The 18447-nt window shown below is 63.5% G+C and carries 15 protein-coding genes; 1 reads left to right on the top strand and 14 read right to left on the bottom strand.

The window, feature by feature from the left end:
* Window positions 1–9 precede the first annotated feature (9 nt).
* The 9 genes from BMZ48_RS01810 to eno form a co-directional block, all read right to left on the bottom strand.
* Entirely contained in the window at window positions 10–1809 is a 1800-nt protein-coding gene (locus BMZ48_RS01810) for a DUF885 domain-containing protein (protein ID WP_091531854.1), read from the bottom strand.
* Window positions 1810–1855: 46 nt separating this feature from the next.
* Complete coding sequence (locus BMZ48_RS01805; protein ID WP_091530876.1) at window positions 1856–2143, bottom strand: DUF2970 domain-containing protein; 288 nt, start codon at window positions 2141–2143, stop codon at window positions 1856–1858.
* On the bottom strand, window positions 2103–2591 hold the full coding sequence (locus BMZ48_RS01800) for a DUF2505 domain-containing protein (RefSeq protein ID WP_091530874.1): 489 nt from the start codon (window positions 2589–2591) through the stop codon (window positions 2103–2105). The genes BMZ48_RS01805 and BMZ48_RS01800 overlap by 41 nt, the downstream gene beginning before the upstream one ends.
* Before the next feature lie 69 nt (window positions 2592–2660).
* Entirely contained in the window at window positions 2661–2819 is a 159-nt protein-coding gene (locus BMZ48_RS13135) for a hypothetical protein (RefSeq protein WP_234981470.1), read from the bottom strand.
* Between the two features lie 36 nt (window positions 2820–2855).
* Window positions 2856–4016, bottom strand: a complete 1161-nt coding sequence (locus BMZ48_RS01795) for a DUF1329 domain-containing protein (RefSeq protein ID WP_234981469.1) — start codon at window positions 4014–4016, stop codon at window positions 2856–2858.
* Window positions 4017–4126: 110 nt separating this feature from the next.
* Window positions 4127–4621 carry a 2-C-methyl-D-erythritol 2,4-cyclodiphosphate synthase gene (ispF, locus tag BMZ48_RS01790; RefSeq protein ID WP_091530871.1) on the bottom strand — a complete coding sequence of 165 codons (495 nt, stop codon included), beginning with the start codon at window positions 4619–4621 and terminating at the stop codon, window positions 4127–4129.
* The gene (gene ispD / locus BMZ48_RS01785; RefSeq protein WP_091530867.1) at window positions 4618–5328 is read right to left on the bottom strand and encodes a 2-C-methyl-D-erythritol 4-phosphate cytidylyltransferase; all 711 of its coding nucleotides are present in this window, start codon (window positions 5326–5328) and stop codon (window positions 4618–4620) included. Before ispD ends, ispF begins: the two co-directional genes overlap by 4 nt.
* 9 nt (window positions 5329–5337) lie before the next feature.
* Window positions 5338–5616: a septum formation initiator family protein gene (locus BMZ48_RS01780; RefSeq protein ID WP_091530864.1), complete on the bottom strand. Its 279-nt coding sequence runs from the start codon at window positions 5614–5616 to the stop codon at window positions 5338–5340.
* 6 nt (window positions 5617–5622) lie between these two features.
* Window positions 5623–6918: a phosphopyruvate hydratase gene (gene eno / locus BMZ48_RS01775; RefSeq protein WP_091530861.1), complete on the bottom strand. Its 1296-nt coding sequence runs from the start codon at window positions 6916–6918 to the stop codon at window positions 5623–5625.
* Between the two features lie 164 nt (window positions 6919–7082).
* Between eno and BMZ48_RS01770 the strand changes: the two genes are divergently transcribed.
* Entirely contained in the window at window positions 7083–9734 is a 2652-nt protein-coding gene (locus BMZ48_RS01770) for a M4 family metallopeptidase (protein WP_159431045.1), read from the top strand.
* A gap of 73 nt (window positions 9735–9807) precedes the next feature.
* On the opposite strand, the gene kdsA is transcribed toward BMZ48_RS01770, so the two are convergent.
* The 5 genes from kdsA to dnaE all read right to left on the bottom strand — a co-directional run bounded on the left by kdsA (window position 9808) and on the right by dnaE (window position 18447).
* The gene (gene kdsA / locus BMZ48_RS01765; protein ID WP_091530856.1) at window positions 9808–10644 is read right to left on the bottom strand and encodes a 3-deoxy-8-phosphooctulonate synthase; all 837 of its coding nucleotides are present in this window, start codon (window positions 10642–10644) and stop codon (window positions 9808–9810) included.
* Window positions 10641–12326: a CTP synthase gene (pyrG, locus tag BMZ48_RS01760; RefSeq protein ID WP_091530852.1), complete on the bottom strand. Its 1686-nt coding sequence runs from the start codon at window positions 12324–12326 to the stop codon at window positions 10641–10643. Before pyrG ends, kdsA begins: the two co-directional genes overlap by 4 nt.
* A 66-nt stretch (window positions 12327–12392) precedes the next feature.
* Window positions 12393–13676, bottom strand: coding sequence for a tRNA lysidine(34) synthetase TilS (gene tilS, locus BMZ48_RS01755; RefSeq protein ID WP_091530848.1), 1284 nt, complete (start codon window positions 13674–13676; stop codon window positions 12393–12395).
* A 159-nt stretch (window positions 13677–13835) separates the two neighbouring features.
* A complete protein-coding gene (locus BMZ48_RS01750) occupies window positions 13836–14798 on the bottom strand; it encodes an acetyl-CoA carboxylase carboxyltransferase subunit alpha (protein WP_091530842.1) in 963 nt (320 codons plus the stop codon).
* Window positions 14799–14835: 37 nt separating this feature from the next.
* Entirely contained in the window at window positions 14836–18447 is a 3612-nt protein-coding gene (dnaE, locus tag BMZ48_RS01745; RefSeq protein WP_091530839.1) for a DNA polymerase III subunit alpha, read from the bottom strand.

The raw sequence follows: 18447 nt of genomic DNA, 5'->3' as shown, positions 1-18447 counted from the left end.
CCACCCTCGCTACCGCGGCGGCTGCGCAGCCGGATCCGGCAAACCGGTCTTCTCGCCGCCGAGTTCTGCCGGCACGAAGCGTTCAAACACCGCCCGCTCCAGCAGGCGTGGCGGCAGCAAACCTTGTGCGAGAACAAAATCATGGAAACGCCGACGATCGAAGCGCGTCCCCAAAGCCAGCTCGGTGCGCTGACGCAAGGCCATCAAGGCCTGATAGCCGACGAAGTATGATGTCGCCTGACCTGGCGCGCGGAAGGTGTAACGGTCGACTTCCTGTTGCGCCATCCCCGGCGACAACACGACTTCGCGTTCCAAAAACGCGCGCGCCTGCTCGGGCGTGATCTGGCCAAGATTGACCATCGGATCGAGGAACGCGCGCGCCGCACGCATCATGCGGTGCTGCAGGCCGATGAGCTGACCCTCCAGCGGGAACAGCGGCTTCATTTCCGCCTCGGCATATAGTGCCCAGCCCTCGACGTTGACGCTGTTGAACGCAAACACGGCACGTGCGATCGACACGCCTTTCTCGATCATGGCCGCAAACTGCATTTCATGACCTGGCCGGGCCTCGTGCGCGGACAGCGTCCAGGCTGCCGCATCGAACGTGAAATCGTCGGTCTTAAGATCGGCGCGTCCAGCCTTGCCCGGCACGTGCAGCGGCAGCACGAACTCGCCGTACTCGCCGGTATTGCCGATCAGACGCGGCGGGCTCATGAACGGTGCCGGAATCATCGCCGACTCGGCCTCGCTGGCCAGACGGATCACAGCCTTGCGCTGCGGAAGGGTGACGACGTCATGCATCTGCACCAGCTTTTCGATAGCGGCAAGCCGGCTCTCATACAACGGCAGGATCTGCGCGCCCTGCACCTGCGCCTTCTTCAACACGCGGATCACGTCGCGGTAATCGGTCGCATCGAGTCCAATCTGCCGTGCCAACAGCGGCGCCAGCGCCTGCATCTCGTTACGGATCTCGGCAAAACTCAGCAGCGCGCGGCGGATCAGCTCGTCGGGTGCGACATCGACGCCATATTGCTTGAGACGATCGGCGTATAACTGCGGCGGCAGACGGTGGTCGGTGCGCGCCCTCGGCAGCACCGTCTTGCGAACCCATTTCTGGTAATCGGCGATCTGCTTGCGCAGGACTTTCAGCGCCGGTTCGTACCCGGAAAGACCGGCATCCGCAAACAGCTTGGCAATACCATCGACGTAGCGCGGTGCATCGGCGAGATCCTGTTCGACCTCGCCGCGGTACGGCCCGAGCAAGCGTTCGTCGCCCATCCGCTCCATCGTCCGCGCTTTGGCCAGCTCGGTGATCGGCTGTGCACCCTCGGCCATCCCGGCATAGGCTTGCAGCCGCTTGACTGCCGCCTGCTGCCGCGTTTTCGGCACACGCGGATCGAGCAGGGCTTTGATGCCGACGAACACCGTCTGCGGCACGTTGTAGTACGGCAGCATCAGCTCGTGCTCCAGGCGCTGCGAAGCCAGACTGTCGCGCGCGGCCTGCAACAGAATGTCCAGATCCTCCAGCACTGCAGTGTCGGTGGTCAGCGCGCGGCGCTGCTCCAGCGTTGCAATTGCCGCCTGCGTCGCCGCCTGGCTACGCTCGTAAACCTCGGGCCCCAGATCCAGTACCTTCTCGTCATACCCATCGACGCCGATTTGTCCTGCAGTTTCCGGCGCAAACTGGGCCATCACGTCGAGCAGCACCGCTGCGTTGCGGTCGCTTTCCTCGACCCATGCGGGAGCGCCTGCCACCCCGGTGGACCAGCTCAGAACGAGAACAGACAACAGAGCCAGGACAGGGCGCATGTAAACCTCCCGATCGACGCTGATAACTAAAAGACGCAGGTACATTTCAAAGGCCGGCGTGACGCAATACGAGCCGGACAGCCAAGCCGACCGCGAGGACGAACAACGCGGTCATGATCAAACCGACGACGATGAAATGACCCGCCTTTCCCCTGGTGAAATCACGCTGGCGGTTTTGCGAACTCTGCACACCGAAGAACGATGCCGCGACGCTGACGATCGTCTGCCACAGGGTCAGCGGCGCATCGAACTGCGGCGCTGTGTTTCGGGCATTGCGGGCTTCGGGCCGGCGATCAGTAGTCCGCGAGGATGCGGCGCGTCGTGGCGATGTCATTGGCGACCTTGGCGCGAATATCGTCCGCCGTGAGCTGTTCGAGCTTGCTGCCGACCAGCGGGATCGGACAGCTGATGGTCCGTTTTAGCAGGTTGGCCGAACCCTTGCCTTCATCCTTGAGCGTCATGTCGCAGGCAACCTTGACTGGAGTACCGCGGATCTCGACCTCCAGACGCCCGGTCATACGCTTGAGATCCCAGGCATCCTGCTGGACGACGACCATTTTGGCGGGAATGAATTTCTTCGCGAATTCGGGTAGTGCGACATCGTTTTTGGCGACGTAGCGCACCTTGATGCGGAATTTGGAATCCGTTTTTTCGTGCTCGAGCACCTCGATGTCAGTAAATCCCAGATCTTTATACTTGCGCTCGAAATAAACCCGGTCCGAGAACATCTTTATGACCGTCGCGGCCGGTTTGTCGAACGTGTGCTTGTCTTCGAATTTCATCGCCCCCTCCTTGCCCCGCTTCAACGAAAAAGCCGCCGGGGTAAGCGCCCGGCGGCTGCCAATCTGAGCTTACTTGGTGGTCATCTTCTGCACCGACGCCGCCGTGAAGTAATCCGGCTTGAAGCGTGCGGTCAGATCCAGCGGCTTGTCCTCATTGAAGACCGCCGTGATGAAGTAACGGCCCGACGTGAAGTGATAGATCACCTCCGGCACCGTCGTCGCCGACAAAATGTTGTATCCGAAGATGATGTGCCCTTCCTGGAACTAGTAGAGCTGATCGCGGTTGTCATAGTTGTCCACCGCCGCGATCGTCCAGGCATCTTCGTCGATATACATGCGCCGCTTCTTGAAGGTATGGCTCGTGCCCGGCTTGATGTCGGCTTCGACGATCCAGACACGGTGCAGCTCGTAGCGCGGCAAATCCTGGTTGAGATGGCGCGGCCGGACCATGTCCTTGTACTTGGTCTGCGGGCCGGCGATGCGGTTGGCGTTGTAGCCGATGTACATCTCCTTCTTGCCGACCAGCTTCCAGTTGTAGCGCTCCAGTGCGCCATTGAACATATCCACCTGATCGTAGAACTGATGGCCGTCCGTACCCTCGTAGGGGTTGTCACAGCACACCGTCGGCGCGCGGCGGATGCGCTTGAGGCCCGGCGAATACAGCCACGCGGCGCGGCCTTCGGCACCGGTGCCGGCCTTCTCATGGACGAGAATGAAGGTGCCGGCCAGACGCGGCGGCGCGACGGTCTTCGACAGGTACTTGAGGAACTCGCCCGAGCCCTTGTTCAGGGGCACCGGGTTCTGGATCGAGCCGTAGCCGAACTGCACGTCCTCGATCAGCTTGGTCAGCTGATACTCGCCGTTGGGCTGCACGATCATCTGGTTGTTGTAGCGGGTCACCGCCTCGCCACGCCACTTCAGCTTGTGGTTCCAGACCGGCTCGGCGCCGCTCTTGGGAATCGGGAACGGAAAGCCGAGCTTGCAGTTGTTCGGCGTGTCCGGATCGAGCAGCTCGCAGTTGGTCGCGTTGGCCTTGGTCGCGGCCAGGATCTCGTCGGGCCAGGTGACGACGCGGCGCGACGGATAGATGTTCATCTTGTAGCTGTCGTAGGTGCTGAGCAGGTGTTTGTGCCCTTCCGTCAGCTTGTCGGCGTACTGCGCCATGTTCGCCTTGGTGATCGTGAACAGCGGCTTGTCAGCGTCGATCTTCGGGTCGTTGGGGAACTCGCCCGACAGCGAGCCGCGCTGCTGGCCCGGGGTCCACTCGGGAATGGTGCCGTCCTTGTTGGCGGCACGTTCGGCGCCGACCGGGGTCAGATCCTTGCCGAGACGCTCGGCCTCCTGAGCGGTGGCTTTGGCGCCGGCCTGCCCCGCGATCAGGGTCAGCGCGAGCGCGCCGGTCAACACCGTTAGGCGCTTTTTCATGGGGGTTGCTCTCCTCTGGGTTCGAGACGGCGCGGCGGCCGTGAGTGCAAGCGAAAAAGCAGGGGCATGCTACCGAATCCAGATCGCACTTGCCAACGCCAAGGCTGCTTTCAATCGATACGCTGCAACAGCACGACGGCGTGCGCAGCGAGCCCCTCCCGTCTGCCGATCGCATCCATGCCTTCGTTCGTCGTTGCCTTGACATTGACGCAGTCGGAGGCCACGCCCAATTCGGCGGCCAGCACCTGCCGCATCGCCGGCACGTATCCGGCCACGCGCGGCGTCTGGGCGATCAGGCTCAAATCCGCGTTGACCACCGCATAAGCCTCTGCGCGCACGTATCGCATGACCTTGGCGAGCAGACGGCGACTATCGATGCCACGATACTGTGGATCCGTATCCGGGAACAATCTACCAATATCGCCGCCGCCAATGGCACCGAGCAACGCGTCGCACAGCGCATGGATCAGCACGTCGCCGTCCGAGTGCGCGACGATCCGGTATGGGCAGGGGATGCGCACGCCACCCAGCACGACCCCATCGCCGGCTTCCAGACGATGCGCATCGAAGCCATGCCCGATGCGAAACGGCGGCCGATGGCTCATGGTTGCCGCTCCTGCTGGGTGAGCCAGAATTCGGCCAGGCGCAGATCCTGCGGATACGTCACCTTGATGTTCGACTCCTGACCGCGCACGAGACGCGGCTTGTAGCCGGCGCGTTCCATCGCGCTCGATTCATCGGTGATTTCCAGTCCGCGCTGAGTGCACTCGACGAGCGCCGACATCAGTACATCGAGCCGGAACAGCTGTGGCGTCTGCGCGCGCCAGTAAAACGCGCGGTCCACGGTATCGGCGACACGGCTGTGTTTGCCTCGCTTGAGCGTATCGGTCACCGGCAGTGCAAGCAAACCGCCGTGGCGATCGTCGGCTTCCTCTTGCAGGCGTTCGATCTCGGCCTGGGTCACACAGGGCCTCGCAGCATCGTGCACGAGCACCCGCACATCCTTGAATGCACGGCTGCGCTCGGCGACGACGGCAAGCCCCGCCAGTACCGATTCGGCGCGCGCAGCACCGCCGGTGGCGGTGATGATCCGTGGATGGCGCGCAATCGGCAGACGCGCGTACTCGCCATCGTTGCGCGCGAGCACGACGACGATGGCGTCGATCCAGGGCAGATCCAGGAACGGCGCGACACTCCATTCGAGCAGCGCACGGCCGCGCAGCGGCAGGTATTGCTTGGGCCGGTTCAGCCCCATGCGGGTCCCGCCACCGGCTGCGGGAATCACGGCCCAGTAACGGGTGTTCTGTGTCACGGCTGGCGGTCAGGGATTGACCACGAGATAAAAGGTTTCGCCTGCCTTGACCATGCCCAGCGTCGTGCGCGCGCGCGCCTCGATCGCATCGACCCCGGAGCCGAGGTCACGCACCTCCGCATCGAGCGTGGCGTTGCGCGCGCGTAACTGTTCGTTCTCGCTGGCGAGACGGGCTGCCTCCTGCTTGAGACGATGGGTGTGGGCAATCCCGCCATCGGCGATCCACAACCGCCACTGCAGAGCCAGCAGCAGCAGGACGAGGACCGCGACGGCGGCACGCCTGATCATCGGCCTTTACAGCGCCACCGGAAATGCGCCCTTGCCCGGATAGCGGGCGCGGTCGCCCAGCGCGCGTTCGATACGCAGCAACTGGTTGTATTTGGCCATGCGGTCGGAGCGGCACAGCGAACCGGTCTTGATCTGCGTGGCCGTCGTGCCGACGGCGATGTCGGCGATCGTCGCATCCTCGGTTTCACCGGAGCGGTGCGAGACGACACTGGCGTAACCGGCATCAGTCGCCATCTGGATTGCATCCAGCGTCTCGGTCAGCGTGCCAATCTGGTTGGGCTTGATCAGGATCGCGTTGGCGATGCCCTTGGCGATGCCTTCGGCAAGGATTTTCGTGTTGGTGACGAACAAATCGTCACCGACCAATTGGACCTTGCCGCCGAGTTTCTCGGTCAACGTCTTCCAACCTTTCCAGTCATTCTCGGCGCACCCATCCTCGATCGAGAGGATCGGATACTTGGCGCACAGAGCAGCCAGAAAGTCGGCGAATTCCTCGGACGTGAACGAGCGGTTCTCGCCGTGCAGGTGATAATGCCCCTTGTCGAAGAACTCGCTGGATGCGACATCAAGTCCAAGATAAATGTCCCTGCCCGGCTTGTAGCCGGCTTTCTCGATGGCCTCGATCAGGCAGTCCAGCGCTGCAGCATTGGACGGCAGGTCCGGCGCAAACCCGCCCTCGTCTCCGACCGCCGTGTTGAGCTTGCGGTCCTTGAGCACTTTCTTGAGTGTGTGGAAGACTTCCGCACCATAGCGCAGCGCTTCCGAAAAACTCGGCGCCCCGACCGGCAGGATCATGAATTCCTGTATATCGACATTGTTGTCGGCATGGGCTCCGCCGTTGATGACGTTCATCATCGGCACCGGCAAGGTGCAGCTGGCGATTCCCCCCAAATGGCGGAACAGTGGCAACCCCTTTTCGGCAGCCGCAGCCTTGGCGGTGGCCAGCGACACCGCGAGGATGGCATTGGCACCGAGCTTGGACTTGTTATCACTACCGTCCAGCTCGATCATCGTGCGGTCGACGCGTGCCTGATCCTGCGCATCGAGCCCGACCACCGCCTTGGCGATCGCCGTCTCGACATTCCTCACCGCTTTTTGGACACCCTTGCCAAGGTAACGGGCCTTGCCCTTGGCCGATGCGCCGTCGCGCAGTTCGACGGCCTCACGGGTCCCGGTGGATGCGCCCGACGGCGCCGCCGCACGCCCCACGGCCCCGGATGCCAGCTCCACCTCCGCCTCCACCGTGGGATTGCCGCGCGAGTCGATGATTTCCAGTGCCGTGACGCGAACGATGGCTGACATCGTGAGTGCTACTCCCTAGTGTGTTGGCGGTATCAATCGTCATATTCTATCGGTGCCTGCATTCAGCGTCACGGCAGGAACATCGTCCCCCGGTGGCACACAAAGCCCGGGGCCGGTCGATGGCAACCAAGGTGCATATCCGTCCCATCCCTATGGGGAAATCCATGTCGGTTCACCATCGTTTGCACCGCTTCATATGTGCCCTTTCCCGGACCGCGCTACTGGCCTGCGCACTGCCGGGTCTCGCCTCGGCCCTGCCGGAACGCACGAATGTGCCCGTCGAAGAACTCTTGAGGCGTCTGCAAACCCAGACCGGAGGTGCACTCATCAGCGTACGCCGAGCGCAGGATGCTTATTTCGCTGCCTTGGCGCAGGGAGGCGCGCTGCTATACCGCGATGATGCCTCGGGACCACCGGTTGAACGCGCGTTGGGCTTTCTGTCGCTGTATGGAGCGCTGGTCGGCGCCACCGATCCAGCCGCGCAATTGCGGGCCGGACGCATCTCCCACGACCGTCGCGGCGGCACGCACGTGCATCTCGACCAGATCCATCGCGGCTTACCGGTGTTCGGCGCGCGCCTAGTCGTGCACATGAATGCGAATGGCATCACCGGCATCAGCGGTGTTTTCATCGACGATCTCGACACGCTGTCGACGACACCCGCCCTGTCGGTGCGCATGCTGCGCGAGCGCGCGCTTGCCGCCGTCCGCAAACAGCACCCACGCACCGGTGCGTTCGAGTTCGAGCGCACGCGCCTGATGATCTACCGCAGCGGCCTGCTCAAAGGCGTGCCGGGAACCAACCATTTGGCTTACGAGGCCTTGATCCGCGTGCCCGGCGCGCCGATTCGGGAACGTGTGATCATCGACGCCCATACAGGCGCCTTGCTCACCCGCATCAACGAGATCCACAGCATCCTCAACCGGGAGATCTATACCCCGACGATGGACGTCCCTCCGCTGCTCACCGAAGGCAGCGCGCTGGCACCGGCGGATCCTCCGCTGGTCGGGGACGTCGTCCCTTCGACGCGCACGGCCGATCTGCCGACCAACAACCTGTACATTTTCGCCGGGGGTACGTACGCGCTGTACAAGAACCTGTTCGGACGCGAAGGCTATGACGATGGTGCAGTACCTCCCGCCGAGCAGGTGCAGCGCAGCGTCTACCTGATCAACGAACAGTGCCCGAATGCCTACTGGGACGGCACCTCGACGAATTACTGCCCGGGCTTCGATGCCGACGATGTCGTCAGTCATGAATGGAGCCACGCCTACACCGAATACACTCACGGACTGGTTTACCAGTACCAATCCGGTGCGCTCAACGAAAGCTACTCGGACATCTTCGGTGAAGCCTACGATCTCGTGAACGGCCTCGAAGGACCGCTCGGCTTCACTTTGACCGAGGGTGAGTACTTCGAGAACGGTGGAAGCCGCTGGGTCGTCGGCGAAGACTTGAGCGAGACCGCCGCCAGTCTGTTGCTGCGCGACATGTGGGATCCGGACAACTTCACAGTCAACGTCCCGCTGCTTGGCATTCCAGTAACCGGATTCGCACCGTCACCCGGTAGCGTCATCACCTCGCCGAACTATTATTGCGGGACCGGCGACAACGGTGGTGTACATACCAATTCCGGCGTGCCGAATCATGCGTTCGCGATGTTGGTCGATGGCAAGACGTTCAACGGCGTCACCATTCCGGGGATCGGTCTGACCAAGTCATTGCACATTTACTTCCATGCTGCAACGCACTACCAGACACCGACGACGAATTTCGCCCAGCATGCGGATGCGCTCGAACAATCCTGTCGCGACCTGATCGGAGTTGCGCTCAACGATGTGCTCGGCAATCCGTCCGGCGAGGTGATCGGCGCGGCCGATTGCGAAGCCGTGCACCTTGCGACGGTTGCCGTCGAGTTCCGTGACAGCCCCAAAGAGAAATGCAATTACCTGCCGGTGCTGCAGCCGGAGAGCGAAACGCCGGCGCTCTGCCCACAAGGACAGGCGCCGGAGCCGAGCCTGCATGAAAACTGGGAAAACGGGATCCCGGCAACCTGGACACTGGGCAAGAACCTGACCGGCGACACCGAATCCGAAGGTTTTGCCTTCGTCGCCACGGCGGATCTTCCGGCACCGCATGGCGGCCACGCCGCGTTTGCCGTCGATGACACCGGCGGCACCTGCGCCCCGGGCGGCGATCTCTCCGGCTCTCACTGGATGGACTCACCCATCATCACCGTCGGCCCCAGCAGTGCCTTTCTGCACTTCAGCCACTTCATGCAATCCGAAGCGGGGTACGACGGCGGCAACCTCAAATTCAGCCTCAATGGCGGCGAATTCACCCCCGTTCCCAACGACGCCTTCGAGCACAATCCGCACAGTGGAGAGTTCGCACCCGGACCCATCCTTCCGCTGCCGGTACCCGATCCGACTGGCCTGACCGGCAATAACACCAATCCGCTGGCCGGCGAACCGGCATGGACCGGCGCTGATCAGGGCGAAGCCACCGGCAGCTGGGGTATCAGCGTCGTCAGCTTCGAGAAACTCGGCGCCGTGCCGGGCGACACGCTGCGTTTCCGCTGGGAATTCGGCCAGGATGGCTGTGGTGGCAATCTCGGCTGGTACGTCGATGACGTGACCGTCTACGCCTGCAAGGTCGGCGGCAGCGGGATACCGCCGATCCCATCCGCAGGCAGCGCCAGCGGTGGCCACTCGGCTGGCAAGCCCGATGCGGGGCGCTTCGGTGGTGCGCTCGGTCTGTGGTGCTGGTTACCACTCGCGATGATGGCAGCCCTGCGCCGCCGCACGCGGCGTTGAGCGTGACGCGTGCAAAAAGCGAGCGGTGGGAATCCGCTCGCCTTCGTTGTCCTGATCACGGCTTTGGCAGTGATCAGGCGAGCTGCGTTTCCAACAAGCCGTTTTTCTTGACGACGCGGTCGAGCTCGACGAGCGTCGTCAGCAGCGCTTCGACATGCTTGAGCGGGAGTGAATTCGGTCCGTCGCAGAGCGCCGCATCGGGATTGGGATGCGTCTCCATGAACACCCCGGCGACGCCGGCACCGACGGCGGCGCGCGCAAGCACCGGGATCATCTCGCGCATTCCGCCGGAAGCCGTACCCTGCCCGCCCGGCAACTGTACGGTGTGGGTCGCATCGAACACCACCGGCGCGAAGCGCCGCATGATGGCAAGACCGCGCATATCGGCAACGAGGTTGTTGTAGCCGAACGAAAAGCCGCGCTCGCACAACAGAAACTGGTGCGGCGCCACCGCCGTCATCTTCTCGATCACGTTGCCCATCTCCCAGGGCGACATGAACTGACCTTTCTTGACGTTCACGGGGCGTCCGGTGCGTGCGACGTTTTGCATGAAGTTCGTCTGCCGGCACAGGAAAGCCGGAGTCTGGATCACATCGACAATAGATGCGACCTCACCCAGCGGCGTGTCCTCGTGTACATCGGTGAGCACCGGCACACCGATCTGTTTCTTCACCTGCTCTAGGATCTTGAGCCCGCCTTCGAGCCCCGGCCCGCGGTAGCTCTTGTGTGAGCTGCGGTTGGCTTTGTCGAACGAACCCTTGAACACGTAGAGGATACCGAGCCTCTCGGCAATCGGTTTGATGTGCCCGGCCACTTCGAGGGCGAGAGCTTCCGATTCGAGCGTATCGGGACCTGCGATCAGAAAAATCGGATTGAGGCCGCCGATATCGCGGCCGAGCAGGGTCTTCATGCGACTTTCACCTGCGCGGGGGTGGCTTCGACCGCCGGCTGATGGGCCAGATGATGTTCGCGCGCGGCCCGCACGAAGCCTTCGAACAGCGGATGACCGTCGCGCGGCGTCGAGGTGAATTCCGGATGGAACTGGCAACCGATGAAGAATGGGTGATTCGGCAGTTCGATCATCTCGACCAGCTCGTTCTCCACCGACTCGGCGACGATGTCCATGCCGGCAGCAGCGAGCCGCTCCTTGTAATTGTTGTTGAACTCGAAGCGGTGCCGATGCCGCTCGCGGATGATTTCGGCGTTGTACAGCGCACGCGATTTGGAACCGGCCTTGAGCCGGCAGGCCTGGGACCCCAGGCGCATCGTACCGCCTTTATCCGATTCCAGGGTGCGTACATGCGTGCGGCCCGAGGCATCGCGCCATTCGGTGACCAGTGCGATCACCGGATGCGGCGTGTGCGGATTGAATTCGGTGCTGTGCGCATTTTCGAGCCCGCAGACATTGCGCGCGAATTCGATCACCGCCACCTGCATGCCCAAGCAGATGCCCAGATAGGGGATCTTGTTCTCGCGGGCATAGCGGGCCGCGAGAATCTTGCCCTCGATGCCGCGTTCACCAAACCCCCCGGGAACGAGAATCGCGTCCGCCCCCTGGAGCGCGCGCAGACCCTGCGTCTCCAGCGTCTCGGATTCGACATAGCGGATTTTGACCCGCGTGCCGGTATGCAGGCCGGCATGGTGGAGCGCCTCGTTGAGCGATTTGTAGGCGTCGGCCAGATCCACATACTTGCCGACCATGGCGATCTGGACCTCGATGTCGGCGGAGTTGCGGGCCTCGACCAGACGATCCCAGACGGACAGATCAGCCTGCCGGCAGTCGAGTCCGAAGTGCTGCACGACGAGATCGTCGAGGCCCTGCTGATGCAGCCAGCCGGGAATCTTGTAGATGTCGTCGACGTCGACGGCGGCGATGACCGCCTTGTACGGAACGTTCGTGAACAAGGCGATTTTGCGGCGTTCACCATCGGGGAGCGGACGCTCGGTCCGGCAGACGAGGATGTCCGGCTGGATGCCGATGCTACGCAGCTCCTTGACCGAGTGCTGGGTCGGCTTGGTCTTGAGCTCGCCGGAAGCCTTGACGAAGGGCACGAGCGTTAGATGCATGTACAGCGCATGCGAACGGCCGAGCTCGACTCCCATCTGGCGGATCGCCTCGAGGAACGGCAGAGATTCGATGTCACCGACGGTGCCGCCGATTTCGACGATGCAGATGTCGGCGCCGGCGGCGCCCTTGTGCACATTGGCCTGGATCTCGTCGGTGATATGCGGAATCACCTGCACGGTCTTGCCGAGGTAATCGCCGCGGCGCTCTTTTTCCAGGACGTTGCGGTAGACCTGGCCGGTGGTCAGATTCGAGTAGCGCGTGGTTTTGCCGCGCAGAAAGCGCTCATAGTGCCCGAGATCGAGATCGGTTTCGGCGCCGTCCTCGGTGACAAAGACCTCCCCATGCTGAAACGGGCTCATCGTCCCGGCATCGACGTTGATGTACGGGTCGAGCTTGATCATGCTGACCTTGAGCCCCCGCGATTCGAGGATCGCGCCGAGCGAGGCGGCGGCGATTCCCTTGCCGAGCGAGGACACCACCCCTCCGGTCACGAAAATGAATCGCGTCTGCTGCGCGTCGGGCATGGGAACAACCAGGGAATGGGCGGCGAGATGAGTTTGGCGGATTTTACGTGATGCCCGCTCCGCGCCTCAATTCGGCCCACCCGGCAGATCATGCTGCCAGTCGAACGCCAGCCCCAGTGCGGCTGCCCGCGCATCGAGCCAGGTTCCGGCCGCCAGCAGCTCGCCGTGCGCGGTCTCGATCAACGGCATGCGCTCGCGCACCCACGGCGGCAAACCGGCTTCCTGGGACAGGTTCTTGAGTGTGCGCCGATGTCTCGCCCCCACTGGCCGCAAACGCTCTCCACGCAACCCAAACCGCACGACACAACCCGCAGCCCGGCCGGACCGGCAGTGCAGCACACCGCAGCCGTCGGGCAGCGCCAGGCAGGATCGTCCCCGCGGCCAGCGCAGACGCAGAGCAGGATCGGGCGGCGGCGGCAGCGCCGGCATCAGATACAGACGGCCGCGATAGCGGCGCGCCTCCACACCGCCGCTGGCCAGCACCGGATGGGCATCGGCACGCGCGTCCAGCACTTCGCGCTGCAGGCGTGCATACCAGGATTCGTCGGGCGGCATCCGGCCGAGCATCCGCCAGGCCTGATAGAGCGCATTGTGACGGCGCTCGACGCTCAGGCGCTGCAAACCCGCGATGTCGAGCCCGCCATATCCGCCGAGAGCTTGCAGATCGGCCTGACCGAGTTCGGCGAGCAGGGTCTCGGCTGCGCGCGCATGCCGCGCCAGACGGGCGAGATGCGCCGATGCGGCCGGAAACCGATCCGCGAGAAGCGGCAGCACGGCAGTGCGCAAGAAAACACGTGCGAAGCGAAAATCATGATTATGCGGGTCATCGATCCACGGCAATGCCTGCCGCTGCGCATAATCGAGCAGGATTTGCCGCGGCGTATCGAGCAAAGGGCGCCACAGCAGGCCGGCGCCCAACGGCTCACATTCGCGCATCGCGCCCAGTCCGGCAATGCCGGTGCCACGCAATGCACGGAACAAGACGGTTTCGGCCTGATCGTCGCGGTGATGCGCGGTCGCAAAAACATCGCCTGGCCGCAGCAGGCGCGCAACCGCTGCATACCGTGCCTGCCGTGCCGCCGCCTCCAGCCCCTCGCCGTCTGCCGCGACATCGACACGCAGCACGCGCAACGGCACACCGAGCTGCCGGCAGACACGTCGGCAGTGGCGTACCCAGTCATCCGCCGCCGGCTGCAGGCCGTGATGCACATGCAGCGCATGCAAGCCATCGACCCACTGCGCCGCGAGTAGATGCAACAGCACGGTGGAATCGACGCCGCCGCTGTACCCGACCCAGATGCGGCCGCCGTTGCCAACCGGCGGACGTGCAAGCCTCAGTTGCACAGGCATGCGGCGCAGGATCGGCTCAGCAGGCGGTCAGACAAAACTGCGGTGAACCGACTGGGAACTGGTGCGCTGCGCGCCCCCGCCGAGCGCCCGGATGGGTCTTGCGCACTGCGCGCCATCCACCTTGCATTAACCATCCTCGCTGCATTTCCAACGGCCGGCCTAGTGCAAGGTGGTGTACGCCCCGTAACCCATCAGGCGCTGATAGCGGGCGGCCAGCAGCTTGGTCATCGGCACATGGCACAGGCGCTCAAGATTGCTTTTGAGTTTCTGCTTGAGCGTGTTCATCATCGCGCTCGGATCGCGGTGGGCACCGCCGAGCGGCTCAGGAACGATCTCGTCGATCAGGCGATGTTCGTAAAGGTCGTTGGCCGTGATCCGCATCGCCTCGGCAGCTTCCGGCGCGCGGCTGGCATCCTTGAACAGGATCGATGCGCAGCCCTCGGGTGAGATCACCGAGTAGATGCTGTACTGCAGCATCATCACGTGATCGGCGACGCCAATCGCCAGCGCACCACCCGAACCGCCCTCGCCGATCACCGTCGCCAGCACCGGCGTGTGCAGCCGCGACAGCTCGAACAGATTGCGCGCGATCGCCTCGGACTGATTGCGCTCCTCGGCGCCGATGCCTGGGTAGGCTCCGGGCGTATCGATGAACGTCACCACCGGAAGATTGAACTTCTCGGCCAGCTTCATCAGGCGCAAGGCCTTGCGGTAACCCTCTGGCTTGGGCATGCCGAAGTTGCGATACACGCGCTCCTTGGCATCGCGCCCCTTTTGCTGGCCGATGACGACGAGGGCGCGGCCATCCAGGCGGGCAACACCGCCGACGATGCTCGGATCGTCCGCGTAATGGCGATCGCCATGCAGTTCTTCCCACTCCGTGAACAGAGCCTTGATGTAATCGAGCGCATAGGGTCGCTGCGGATGCCGCGCGAGCTGCACAACCTGCCAGGGCGTGAGCTTGCTGAAAATCTGCTCGGTGAGCTCCTTGCTCTTGGCCTGCAGGCGCTCGATCTCCTCGGTCAGGTTGACACCCGAACCGGAGGTGGCAAAGCGCAGTTCCTCGATCTTCTGTTGAAGTTCGGCGATTGGTTGCTCGAAGTCGAGATAGTTGAGATTCATGTGCGTGCGGTCGTGCTTCGCAGGTCAATCCTGGCCATCACTCGTCGTCGAAAGCTCCGCCCGCAGCGGCGAAACGGCGTTCGCTCACCGGAGCCACATACTTGCGGTAGCTCACTTTAACGCAGTCCGAGCCCAGGAGCTGCTGCAACTGTTGCAGCAGCTCGTCGTCGAGCCGGACACGCCACTCGCTGGAAAAATCGAGCATGCACGCAGCCTTGGCGTTGCCATAGCGGACCGACACCGGCACCCCATCGGCGCTTCGGCGGGGCATCAGCAGGCGACGCAATGGGGATAGCTCGGCCAACGGCCGGCGCCAGTCCAAGGTCAGGCGCTGTGCGTACTCCCGCAGTACCTGATCGAAGCCGAGGAATTCGGGGGCATATAGCCGCGGTTCCGGTTCGCGGTCGTCACGCGCGGGCGCGATCCCGATCTCGGCGATGACAAAGACCAGACCGTCGGGCTTGACGAAGGACTGAACGCGCGCAAAGGCGTCGGCATCGACCCAGCACGCAATCTCGATACCGCCATCCTCGAGGGTGATCTTGTAGCTGGGGCGTGCGCTACGGCCCTCGCTGGTCGCATCGCCCTTGAAGAAACGCACGTCCTTGACCCAGGCGGCGAACATCGACTTGCTGCGCGTCGGCCAGACTGGCTTGCCGTCGGATCCGAGCGGCGGTGGCGACGACGAGAGCTGGGCACGCACCAGCTCCGGCAATCGGCCGCTGCAGATCTCGTCGATCATTTCGGCATAGGGATCGAGCGGATGCGCCGATTGATAGAACCCCAGAGTCTCACGCTCGCGCGCGAGCAGCTCGCGCGCGCTCCATTCCGGCGCGAGTTCGGGTTCTATGTGCAGCGACTCCGCGGGAGCATCGCCAGCCGAGCCGAACAGGTCTTCCTGGCCACTGCTCGCGCGCCGTGCAGCCGCTTCGGCGAACTGCAAAGCCTTGGGCAGCGAGCGGTGCAGCGAGGCCCGGTTCAAGCCCAGGCAGTCGAGGGCGCCGGAGAAAATCAGCGCTTCGAGCACACGCTTGTTGACCTTGCGCGTATCGATGCGCCGGCAGAAATCGAACAAGTCCTTGAAGGGGCCGTTGGCCTGTCGCTCGGCGATGATGCCCTCGAGCGCTCCCTCACCCACGCCCTTGATCGCACCCAGTCCATAGCGGATCTGCCGCGGTGCGGGCACCGTAAAGCGGATCTGGCTCTGGTTGATGTCCGGCGGCAGGACTGTCAGGCCCATGCGCAAACGGCATTCGTCGCGCATGGCCACGACGGTGTCGGTATGCGCCATTTCGCAGGACATCACGGCGGCCATGAACTCGGCTGGATAGTGGGTCTTGAGCCAGGCGGTCTGATAGGACACCAGCGCATAGGCCGCCGCATGCGACTTGTTGAAACCGTAGTTCGCGAACTTCTCCATGAGGTCGAAGATGCTGTCCGCGACCTCGGCAGAAATGCCCCGCGTCTGCGCACCCTTGCGGAAGATCTCGCGCTGCTGCGCCATTTCCTCGGGCTTTTTCTTGCCCATCGCACGCCGCAGCAGATCCGCGCCGCCGAGCGTGTAACCGGCCAGGCGCTGCGCCACCTGCATCACCTGTTCCTGATAGACGAAGATGCCATAGGTCGGTGACAGCACCGGCTCCATGTCCGGGTGCAGGTACTCGACCTTGGCCTCGCCACGCTTGCGGGCGCAGTACTCGGGGATCAGCTCCATCGGCCCCGGTCGGTACAGCGACACCAGGGCGATGATGTCCTCGAAGGTATCGGGCTTGAGATCGCGCGCGGCACGTTGCATGCCGGGCGATTCCATCTGGAAGACCGCGGTGGTCTCGCCGCTGGCATAGAGCGCATAAGTCTGCGGATCGTCGAGTGGCAATTTGAGCATGTCGAGCGCCACCCCGCGATTACGACGGATCGTATCGACCGCCTCCTGGATGATGGTCAGCGTCTTCAGACCGAGGAAGTCGAATTTGACGAGACCGATGGCCTCGAGATCCTTCATGTCGAACTGCGTGCGCAGGCCAACGCCGCCGGGTTCGCAGTACACCGGCGCGTAATCGGTCAGCGGCTTGGGCGCGATGACGACGCCGCCGGCATGCACACCGACGCCGCGGGTGATGCCTTCGAGCGCCAGCCCGAGATCGAGCACCGCACGCGTGTCGTCCTCGGTTTCATAGCGCCGTTTCAGCTCCGGCACCGTCTCCAGTGCGTCGACCAGCGTCGCACCGGGCGTGGCCGGAACCAGCTTGGCAATGGCGTCACCGAATCCATACCCGTGTCCGAGCACGCGCGCGACGTCCCGGATGACGCCGCGCGCCGCCATCGTCGCGTAGGTGATGATCTGCCCGACGTGGTCGCGCCCGTACTTCTGGGTGACGTACTCGATGACGCGGTCGCGGTTGTCCATGCAAAAGTCCACGTCGAAGTCGGGCATGGACACGCGTTCCGGATTGAGGAAGCGCTCGAACAGCAGGTTGTACGGCAGCGGATCCAGATCGGTGATGCGGATTGCATACGCAACCAGCGAACCGGCACCGGAACCACGGCCGGGGCCGACCGGACAGCCATGCGTCTTGGCCCACTGGATGAAGTCGGAGACGACGAGAAAATAGCCGGCAAAACCCATCTTCTCGATGATGCCGAGCTCGTAATCCAGGCGCTGGCGATACTCGTCCTCGCTGGCAGAAAGCCCTGCCGTGGCGCGCAGCTCGGCGAAGCGCTCCTGAAGCCCTTCATGGGCGCGTTTAAGCAGCCATGAATCGGTGTCGTACCCTTCGGGAACGGGAAAATTCGGCAGGTGATAAGGCGGAGCAAACTTCAGCGTCAGCGAGCACCGCCTGGCGATCTCGACCGTGTTCTCCAGGGCCGCGGGAATGTCCGCGAACAGCTCGGCCATCTGCTCTGCGGACTTGAGATACTGCTCCGGGGTGTACTCACGCGGACGCTTGTCATCGGCGAGGACACGCCCCTGCGCGATGCACACGCGCGCCTCATGCGCTTCAAAATCGTCGCGCTCGAGGAAGCACACGTCGTTGGTGGCGACGACCGGTACGCCACTGTGCCGTGACAGCGCGCACGCAGCGGCCACCCACTCCTCGTCGCCCGGACGCTGGCAGCGCGCGATCTCCAGATACAACCGGTCCGGAAACAGCGCTGACAGCCGCTGCAAGGCATCGAGCGCCGGCCCGACCTGATCGACCTGTGCGGCACGGAAAATCGCGCCATCACGGCCGCTGAGTGCGATCAAGCCGCCGGCGTGAGCCGCGAGCCAATCCCAGCGGATCAGCGGCTGACCGCGGATCTGCCCATCGGTATAACCCAGCGAGATCAGGCGCGCGAGGTTGCGATACCCCTCATCGTTTTGCACCAGCAGGGTCAGACGCTCTGGCGGCTCCTGCGGCATGCGCTCTTCCAGCCACAGATCGGCACCGATGATCGGCTTGATCCCGACGCTCTCCGCCGCCTTATAGAACTTCACCATCGCAAACAAATTGCTGCGGTCGGTGATCGCCACTGCCGGGAATCCCAGTTCCGCGGCGCGCGAAGTCAGCGTGGCACCGACACCGCCGCCCTTGCGCTTGGGCGGCTCGACCCGGACGATGCCGTCGGTCAACGAATATTCGGTGTGGACGCGAAGGTGGACGAACAC

Source organism: Fontimonas thermophila, assembly GCF_900113085.1.
Classification (GTDB): domain Bacteria; phylum Pseudomonadota; class Gammaproteobacteria; order Nevskiales; family Nevskiaceae; genus Solimonas; species Solimonas thermophila.
Note: the sequence above shows the minus strand (reverse complement) of the source record. Positions and strands in the feature narration are given on the sequence as shown.